This window comes from Roseateles sp. 22389 (genome assembly GCF_052044995.1).
Lineage (GTDB): Bacteria > Pseudomonadota > Gammaproteobacteria > Burkholderiales > Burkholderiaceae_C > Roseateles.
On sequence record NZ_JBQEOF010000038.1, the window covers coordinates 1 to 8,908 of the forward strand.

Here is an 8,908-nt window from a genome sequence, read left to right on the forward strand (position 1 = left end):
GTCCCGGGCAAGGATCTGGAATGGGTCCGCCATCAGGCCTCAGCACAAGGGCCGGGGGCTGCATTCGCTCAGTGACGAGTCGCCAGCACCGCGACACATCAAGCACATCAGCGCGCCGGCGAACAGTCACCAGGTGATCTGCCATGCTACGGCAGCAATTCGCTGGGGACCGCCCACGGACTTGGAGGCATACCTCAAGCACAAGTGCCGCCGGCGTTTCCGCGCCCAGGCCAGGCGGCAGCGCTCGGAGACGCAGCTTGCGCTTACGCGCGTGAACTCGAGACGCAACGCGCGGGTACCGGCTTCCTGCGCCAACCGCAGGTCCTCGCGTTCATCCCGTTCTCCAAGTCCACGCTCTGGCGGCGCATCAACGCCGGCATCTTCCCTGCGCCCGTCAAGCTTTAGGTCACGGTGACGGCCTGGCGAGCGGAGGGCGTCAGGCGCTGGATCGCTGAGCAGACGCAAGCTTCGTCACCTTCATCGCTGCAACGGATGGGGCCGGCGGGGCGTGCGATTGCTGCGCCGGTGCCTCAAGGCGAGGGCAAGGGCACCGGGAGGGCGCCACGGGCGGCTGCCATCCGGCGGCCGGTCCCACGTGCCGGGTGATACCGCAGGCATAGCTCTCCTGATGGAAGGGCGGGCCGCGGTAGAGGATGACGTCCACACGCTCGGCGAGGTCGCGGTAGAGCGCAGTGTCGGTCGCGCAGCTGTAGAGCAGGGCGACGGCGAGTTCCTGCGATTCACTGGTGGCGGTTGCGGGCGCAGTTGCGGTGGCGATGACGTACAGGGCCTTGTCATCGGGCTCGGTGAGGCTCACGCTCCAGCCGGCCTCGCGCAGCGGCCGCACGAGATCGTCGATGGCGCTTTGCGACAGCACTGCCTTGCGCAGCGTAACGCCGTCGTCGGTCGGCATCTCCGGCACCAGCCGGCCCTCGGCGTGGAAGGCGGCCTGCTCGTGCAGGTTCAGCACCATCTGGAGCTGCACGCGAAGCTGCGCCTGCTGCCACAGCAAGGTAGCGTCGGTGTCCATGGCAGGGAACAGGATCGGTACGCTGTTGCTCTCGTCGTGCCAGGCCTCGATTACGCCCAGCGTGGTGAGCGCGACGACGAGCCGCGAGAAGTTGGAGGGCTGCTGCCAGTCGATGGACTTGCCATGCGCGAACAGATGGCGGTTCAGTGATGTGGCGCCACTGTACTTGTCCAGGTCCTGGAAGAAGTGCTCCTGCAACCAGCGCCTGAAGGTCTCGAACACGAACACCCGCTCGTCCTGGCCGAAGAGGAATTCCTTCGTCTGGAACTCGTCCGGCACCCACATCCGCTCGAAGTAGAGATCGGCCGCCAGCCCGCAGGCACGGTCGCAGGTGTGATCGATCGCTTCCTTGTACTTCATGTTCGGCGTCGCGCTCGCGATCCGCTGGAGGCCGCCTTCGATGGCAGGGATCAGGGCGGCAACGCTGGACGCGCGTTGACCGCTATAGAAGGCGAGGAACGCCTCGCGCGCCAGCGGGGCGAAGACGGCTAGGCTGCGTGTCTTGGACAGCAGCTGGGCGATGCAAACCGCCAGGAACCCCGGGGTGTACGCCGTGGAGAGGTGGTAGTCAAATTGCTGCAACGCCGCTTCGCCGCTGAGATGCTGAATGGACGCCAGCAGTTCGCCCAGCTTGGCATTGCTCACCCACAGCGGGCAGAACCATTCCACCTTGTTCCAGAGCGCCGCGGTGCGGTCGGCCGCGGCGCGGTTGGCCTGCCATGCCGCGCTGTCCGTGGAGATCAGGGGGTAACAGGCCTTGCGGCCGTCTGCCTCGAGCACGATCGCGGGGATGGGGCGAAAGAGGCCGACGGATCGCTCCTGGACGCTGGTGACCGACATGCCCTTCTGGCGCGCCCACTCGTCGAGCAGCGCCTGGGTGAGGGCGGGGGAGCCGGGGAGCTGCGCCCGGCACCAAAAGCCTCGGAACAGCTTCTCTTCGCGCGAACTTGCCATGGCCACGACCTCCAGATCTTGTTGTGGCAAGGATTGTCCCCGCGCGCATGTCGCAGGAAAGCTGCGGCCCATTGGTGGGTGGCGCCGGGCGAATGCGCCTCTTGACCGAGGCGGCTGTGTCCGAATGCGGCGCGCCGGACGGGCCATTTCGGGTGGCCAAGTCGGATTCGCGGCAGGCCTGGCGCCAAGCTCGTCCCGAACTGGATTTTGCCTGCAGGCTCGGCGAATCATCGTCCGCGGCAGGTATTGCTTGCAGCGGCCGCTCAGGATCTCAGCCTTGAGCGACCGAGACCAGCCGAGGCTGTGTGAAAACTCGGCGCGCGTGCTGTTTCTGGGGTCTCGACAGCGTTGGCGCCCGCGCGATCGTCGATCCTGAGCCGATCTGAGAGGTCGACTTTTCGCCCATGTTCAATGGAGCAGCGTTTTCACACAGCCTCAGCCTTGAGCGGTCAGTGATCTTGACGACTACCCCTGCAGTGCACACGTTGCCGAAGCGGTTGATCAGGTCGCACTGAAACTCATGGTTGGCTGCCGCTGAAATATGCACCAACGACCTCTGGATGGCGGCAACGAGCTGGAATCACTGGCGGGTTTGGACTGGAATTGGTGGCGGGTTTAACTGGAATACGCAACCCGTTGCAGGCTTCTGTTTTGCCTGCATTGAATCGCCCGCGGTTTACATTCGCGCGGCGTGATCGGCCGCCACGCCACAGCGTGTTAAGTAGGCGTGAGGAATTTGACGTGTGGACCAGCGGCCCCTCCAATAGAGTCTCTTACAGCTAGGGTATGGGCAACGCTGTCGGCCGCGGACGCACAGGCCGATGACGGTGGCGCCGGCGGACAGGCTTAGGCTGAGACCATCGCGGTACCCGCGATGGCTTTGCTCGCGTGTGCACTGAGCCTAAACTCTGCGCGCATGGAGCGCGACCTTGCAGGAGCATGCCTGTCCCCCGGGGACTTCCGCCGGCTGGCAGCGGCGTGTCAACTCGATGTCCACTTTCCCAAGGACTTCCAGACTTGGACCGCCCTGGTCGACGCAGGGACGCGCGCGCTTGCTGAGCAAGGCGCGCAGGTATCCGAAATTCCCTTGAACGTTGACGACTTCGTGAGCTGGTGCCAGCGCGTCGACGTCACTCCATGCTTGGACGCCCTGCGCGCCTATCTCATCCTCATCCATCGCAGGCAGCACATCCCCGGGAAGTCTCCCACAGGTCCTCGCGCCAAACCTCGGGCGTCACAGCGCCGCGAGCCGCCAAAGCGGGGCGAGTTCCGCTCTCAAACGATGCCGCACGGTCAGCTGGAAGATGGCCTTCTTCCGCAGCCCTGCCCGATCAGTCGGCCATCCAGTCCGAGCGAGCGCGGTGCGACAGGTCACTGACCAGGCCCTCAAAGTCGTGCGCTTTGTCGTAGAAGCGATCCGCGCCGAAACCCGCTTTACGTGCCGCAGACGCCACCGGACAGGTGCTGGCTTGCGGAGCCTCACTGCCATAGAACATTCTGCCGGGGGACAGGACGTACCTCGATCGAGCACTGGCCCGAGACGCCACCGGTCGTTTCTGAACCGCTGCGATGCCGCGTGGCAGGCCGGTGGTGCGGGTGGTGGAGCATCGCCTCCTGAGTTGCCAGTCCCCACGTCGGCGCACCGAACGAGTTCCCTTTTGGTGGCATAACCGACACGCGTAGGTGCAAGCGCTTCCGGCGGCCGCGTTACTCAGGTCTTTGAGACTCGACCCCTGGAACAACGCTGTGGGGAAGCCTCGCGATCGGTGTAGAGGCTCGTTGGCCGCGTGGACCATCCGGTCATGCTGACCAGCCACAGCACCGCGACGAGGTGTAGTCGTGACGGCTATGGCGGACTCCATAGCCGGGTGCGTTTGAATGCCCTCGGAGGAGATGAGGATCAGCGTCCAAGCCCTCCCCGATCGGTGTGGAGGTCCCTGATCTCTGTCCATTCACGGATCTCGTGAGGCACGCGGAAGCTTCGAGAAATCGCATTCACGGCGTTCTCCAATGAGGCGAAGGAGTCACCCCAAGGCATATCGTCGTGCATGACCCGCCAGCGACCGCTGAATCGCTGCTTGATCTTGAAGGTCCCCTGAGGGCCTTGAAACAAGTACGACACCGTATCGAGTTCCATCCTCACCTCCATGGGTTCGTGGATGCGTGCTTGCAGATGGACGCCCATGCACCGCTTTGCGGGACACGCGACGGGCTATCCGACGGGTATTCACCCCCGGGACGGTTCCAGCGGAGGTGGCTTGATAGGCACCCAAACGCGGAAACGGGTTCTTTGGCCGGGCGCGCTCTCGACCTCGATGCGCCCCGCATGCTTCTGGACGATTGAGTAGGACAGCGACAAACCCAGCCCTGTGCCCTTGCCCACCGGCTTTGTGGTGAAGAAGGGCTCGAAGATGCGACGCCGGACTTCCTCGCTCATGCCGACGCCGGTGTCCTCGACCTGCACCCAGACCCAGTCGCCCTCGGCGCGCGTTGTCAGGCGAATCTCGCCCCGCTGCGGGATCGCATGCGCGGCGTTGACGATCAGGTTCATGAAGACCTGATTCAGCTGCGCGGCAATACAGCGCACCGGCGGCAGCGGGCCGTAGTCCTTGCGCACCTCAGCCTTGTACTTGACCTCGTTCATGACGACGTTGAGCGTCGAGTCCAGGCCAGCATTGAGATCGGCGTCCTGCCATTCGGCGTGGTCCACGCGCGAGAAGTCCTTCAGGTCCTGCACGATCTTCTTGACCCGAACCAAGCCGTCGTCGCTCTCATCGAGCAATTGCGGCAGGTCCTCCTTGACGAAGGCCAGGTCGATGCGGCGATCGAGCTCCCGCAGCGCCGCGCCGACCGCCTCCGGCAAGGCCGCCGAGGCCGACTGCATCGCATCGAGCAGCCCGAACATCGGCTCGACGTAACCGCGCAGCGTGCCCAAGTTAGAGCTGACGAAGCCGATTGGGTTGTTGATCTCGTGCGCCACGCCGGCGGCGAGCTGGCCGATCGACGCCATCTTCTCGGCCTGCAGCAGTTGGTTCTGCGCTTCCTCGAGCCGCGTGTTGGTGAGCTTGATGCGCTGATAGTTCTCGGCCAGTTCCTGCTGGACGCGGCGTTCCTCGGTGCGGTCTTGCAGCAGCCACCAGATGCGTGCGAGTCGGTCTTGTGGATTGGCCACATACGCGATCATCTGGATCCACAGCGGCCGGCCGCGCGCGGAGCGCATCTCCATCTCGTGCTGCAGCGACTCACCGCGCGAGAGCACGGGATAAGCCACATCGGACAGCGCCTGGAAGTCCTCGTCGCTGGAGAAGAACGCCCGCGTTGGCGTGCCGCTAGCCGGTGTGTCCCCGAGTTCGAAGATTTCGGCGAACTTCCGGTTGCCGCGAACTATCCGGTGCTGCAGCGTGGTGACGATGCCGACCGAGGCGTTTTCCAGAAAGGCCTCCAGCTCGTAGTGCGTCTGCAGCAACTCGGCCGTGCGCTCGCTCACTAGGTTTTCCAGCTCGGCGCGGTGGCGGCGCAACTCCTCCTCGGCACGGCGACGCTGCGTGACGTCTTGCAGTGTCTCGATGGCGCCGACCACGGTCCCTTGTGCGTCAAGCAGCGGAGCAGCGGTGAAGAACAGCCAGCGACCGCCCTCCATTTGTGGAAAGAAGGCTTCCACCTCGTAGGCATCGTCGATGGTTTCCGAGGGTCGGCAGCGGCCGTCGTACAGCGGCACACATTGGGCCTCAATCGTGCCGTCGATGATCAGATCGGCCAGCAGCGGGCGCGGCTCGGGGTAGAAGGCGGTCCACGCGTCGCTGCGGCCCGTCATGTCAAATGCTTCGATCCCGGTCAGCTTGCTGCAAGCCGCATTCCAGTGCGTCACCCGGTGCTCAGCGTCGAGCACGAAACTGGCTACCGGGCTGTTCTCGATGATCTGATGAAGGACTCGCCCCACGTTGAGCAAACTGGTTTGCACGTGCCGGCTGTCGCTCAGGTCCTGCACGGTCAGAACATTCAGGCGGCGCCCCGGAACGATGTACGGCCGCGCGGTCACCTCCAGCGAGCGAACCGATCCACTACCGGTCTCCGCCTCGATCTCGATCGTGGGAGGCAGCGTGCCCTGCGCGAGCGCTTGCAAGCCGTAGGCGCGCAGCGAATCGCGCTGCGCCGGCACCGCCCAGGCGTCGAAGGGCATCGCCGCCAGCGCCTGCGCGTCATAGCCGAGCAGACGCAGCATCGCGGCATTGGCGTGGACGATGCGCTCCTCGTCGTGCACCAGCAGCGGTGTCGTGACCGCTTCCCAAGCAGCCACCAGCTGGGCTGGCAGCGTTTCGTCCGAAAAGGGGGTGAGTTCGCGCGCGGTCATGGCTTCATCACCCCGGTACGTTGGGGGATCAGTGACTGGTCGTTCGATCGCCGTCTGGGAGTGATGCCCGGTCCGAGCGCTTCAGCCGCCGGAGCGGCGCCGCCCACAGGCTGAGCCACACCTGCTTCGGCTCGCGCGCCCGCCGAACGCAACTGGGCGACCCGCAGCTCGCTCAGGGCATAACGATCAAGTGCGCGGCGCCAGGTTCGTCGATTGAACAGCAAAGCACATGCGGATCGGCGCATCCCGAAAGGACGAACCGTTGGCTTTTCTGCCGCCGCGGGCCCAGGGCCCGAAGGCCGACGTGCCTCCTCTGTCACGTGCGGCGGACAGAGATGGGGTGCGCGTACGGTCGGCCTCCGACGCCTTCCGGCGCATGCAAGCTGCTGACCTACTTGTCGCTGTGGTGGAGGTAGCCATCGGACGCCGTGAGGCCGTGCCGCTATCGCACTCGCAAGCCTCCAAGCTCGGCCGCCAAGATTCGCTAGCGTTCCGCCCCGAGGCACTTCTAGCGGGGAGATGACGAAGCGATTTGCCACCAGCGCGCCATCCCCATCCGACGGCGGGAAACGGCGCTTCGTCTTGAAGTCTTCGCGGCCGATGAGTTCGCGCACTGGGAACACCGACCATGCGTTGAACAGATGGTCCGCCGCACAACCGCATCGCGGCACTCGAGCTCTCGGTGATTCGCAGGGATGCGCGCCCCCCGCAGTCTCTTCGGTCATCTGTTCTCTCCCTGACGTGACCTATGAGCGAGGTCCCAGTCTATGGGAGCAAGGCCTCGTAATCCAGCGAGATGTCAACGAGCAAGATGTGCGGTGCAGAAGGGCTACGCGGGCCGTGCCCTTCAAGCTGCAAGGCAGTGGCCGGAGCCTGCCATCCGGGGCGCCCGGTCGCCGAGGCGAGGTCTGCCAGCGGGGCGATCGGGCGATCATGGAGCCTGCGAACCGACGCTCTTCGACTTTAAGCTGGCCAGACCGGTCTCGACGGAACCACTCTGGACAGTCCTTGACGGCATTCGTTCCGGCGAAGGTAGGAAGCGTCCGGTATCGCCGTTGCCCTGAAAGTTCCGTGGCGACGATGCTTACCCAAGCTCTGCTCACCTGGCTCGAAGCTGAAGCCAGCGCGCGCGAGATCGAACGCAATCTTGCCGTGGCAATCTCTTGCCTTGACTGGCGAAGGGCTGAGCTGCTGTCGCGAAGTTTTTCTGACCAGCGTCGGTTCTGCGCCGAGATGCTGGAGACGACACTGCGGTTGATGGCCGAACGAGGACCAGAATCTTGATCGCTCTCGCTGCGATGTCGCCGCGGCTTCCGGACGCGAACGACCGTTCGGGAAATGACGATCGGTCGATGACAATCCGACACTGGTCTTCGCCTCATCGAGCTCGCCGGCGGTAGTCATGGTTCTCACTCTGCGACAGGTCAGAAGGGGGATCGTGTTTGAGAAGTGCGCAAGCACGTTGCTCAAATCAGCGACAGTCGCGACTGGCTTGTTCGTTAGCCCGAGCAGACGACATCAAGTCATCCCCAGGGCTGCTAGAGCTGGTTCAGACCAGCCGATCAACTGCGCGGTCGCGGCGAGCCAGCTGTGCTCCCGGCATTGCCCTGGCACGTCACCAACTCGTATGGCGCCAGATGAGCGCGTTGTCCAGGTGGCGGAGTTGTGCGCCGGCGGAGCGATGGTCACAGTGCTGCGCGGACGTATCCGGAGTTCTTCGCCTCCATGGGTGCGCACTCGGGGGTTCCCTTCGGCGTCGCAGTACAGCGTCCGAAGCCTTATGCGTCATGCGAAACGACTAAGTGGCCGGGACGAGGACGGCCGTCAGCTCAAGGGCGCCGTCGACCGGCATTTGGCCCCTAGCGCACACGAGAGGCCCTCTGGACGATCGTGCCCCCACTCCGATGCAAATCAGAGGCGGCCAAGTGCCGCATGATCTGCAACCGGTCGGAAAGTTCTCTCTGCGTTTACGCGTTAGCGGGTTTGCCTACCGGTCGAACCGGGCTCACGTCGCGGTTGGCGCGGAGTTGGATTTGCCAGAGGAAACGCGGGCCATCCCGACCAACATCAAGGCACCATCATGAACAGCAGTACATCCGCTTCCGAGTCCACCCGCCCCACGACCTCGAAGCCTGAGAACGAGAACGACGATCCCGTCGGTGATCCCGTTGCGAACCAATCGCCGGAGGGCGTTCGTACCGGCGACGATGCATCGGACGAATCGAACTCCGGCGCCGAGCGAACCGGTAATGACGGCAAGAAGAGTTCGGCGCAAGAAGACATAGAGGGCAAGCCCAACGAGCTGCCTGAAGGGAGCGACGTGCTTCCCGACGACGATGCCACTGAACGATCTGGACCAGATGCGGCTGGCCAAGCACGACGTGGAATCTCAGATGCGGATCTGCCGCAGTCCGCGCGCGGCTGACCAGCGCTGCCGCAACGCATCTCCTCTTCCGGCCAAGCCAGGCGCATGAGGGGCCGGTTCCCTTGGACATCGTGAGTGCACGTGGCGGTACGGCCCTCTGCGATCAGCCGGTCGTGAGCACGCGCAGGATGTCCGGATACCAGCTGCA

General features: G+C 64.4%; 5 protein-coding genes. 2 read left to right on the forward strand and 3 right to left on the reverse strand.

From position 1 onward, the window contains the following. Positions 1-436 precede the first annotated feature (436 nt). The 3 genes from ACTJKJ_RS27155 to ACTJKJ_RS27165 all read right to left on the reverse strand — a co-directional run bounded on the left by ACTJKJ_RS27155 (position 437) and on the right by ACTJKJ_RS27165 (position 6,335). Entirely contained in the window at positions 437-1,984 is a 1,548-nt protein-coding gene (locus ACTJKJ_RS27155) for a hypothetical protein (protein WP_440823275.1), read from the reverse strand. A 1,900-nt stretch (positions 1,985-3,884) separates the two neighbouring features. Next, positions 3,885-4,121 carry a hypothetical protein gene (locus ACTJKJ_RS27160; protein WP_440823277.1) on the reverse strand — a complete coding sequence of 79 codons (237 nt, stop codon included), beginning with the start codon at positions 4,119-4,121 and terminating at the stop codon, positions 3,885-3,887. Positions 4,122-4,211: 90 nt separating this feature from the next. Continuing rightward, complete coding sequence (locus ACTJKJ_RS27165; RefSeq protein ID WP_440823279.1) at positions 4,212-6,335, reverse strand: PAS domain S-box protein; 2,124 nt, start codon at positions 6,333-6,335, stop codon at positions 4,212-4,214. 1,071 nt (positions 6,336-7,406) lie between these two features. On the opposite strand from ACTJKJ_RS27165, the gene ACTJKJ_RS27170 reads away from it, so the two are divergent. After that, the gene (locus tag ACTJKJ_RS27170; protein ID WP_440823281.1) at positions 7,407-7,619 is read left to right on the forward strand and encodes a hypothetical protein; all 213 of its coding nucleotides are present in this window, start codon (positions 7,407-7,409) and stop codon (positions 7,617-7,619) included. A 796-nt stretch (positions 7,620-8,415) separates the two neighbouring features. Continuing rightward, positions 8,416-8,760, forward strand: coding sequence for a hypothetical protein (locus ACTJKJ_RS27175; protein ID WP_440823283.1), 345 nt, complete (start codon positions 8,416-8,418; stop codon positions 8,758-8,760). Positions 8,761-8,908 lie beyond the last annotated feature (148 nt).

Bases quoted from the DNA above. Each gene is read 5' to 3' on its own strand.
- ACTJKJ_RS27160 (WP_440823277.1), bottom strand. From the start codon at position 4,121: ATGGAACTCGATACGGTGTCGTACTTGTTTCAAGGCCCTCAGGGGACC.
- ACTJKJ_RS27155 (WP_440823275.1), bottom strand. From the start codon at position 1,984: ATGGCAAGTTCGCGCGAAGAGAAGCTGTTCCGAGGCTTTTGGTGCCGG.
- ACTJKJ_RS27165 (WP_440823279.1), bottom strand. From the start codon at position 6,335: ATGACCGCGCGCGAACTCACCCCCTTTTCGGACGAAACGCTGCCAGCC.
- ACTJKJ_RS27175 (WP_440823283.1), top strand. From the start codon at position 8,416: ATGAACAGCAGTACATCCGCTTCCGAGTCCACCCGCCCCACGACCTCG.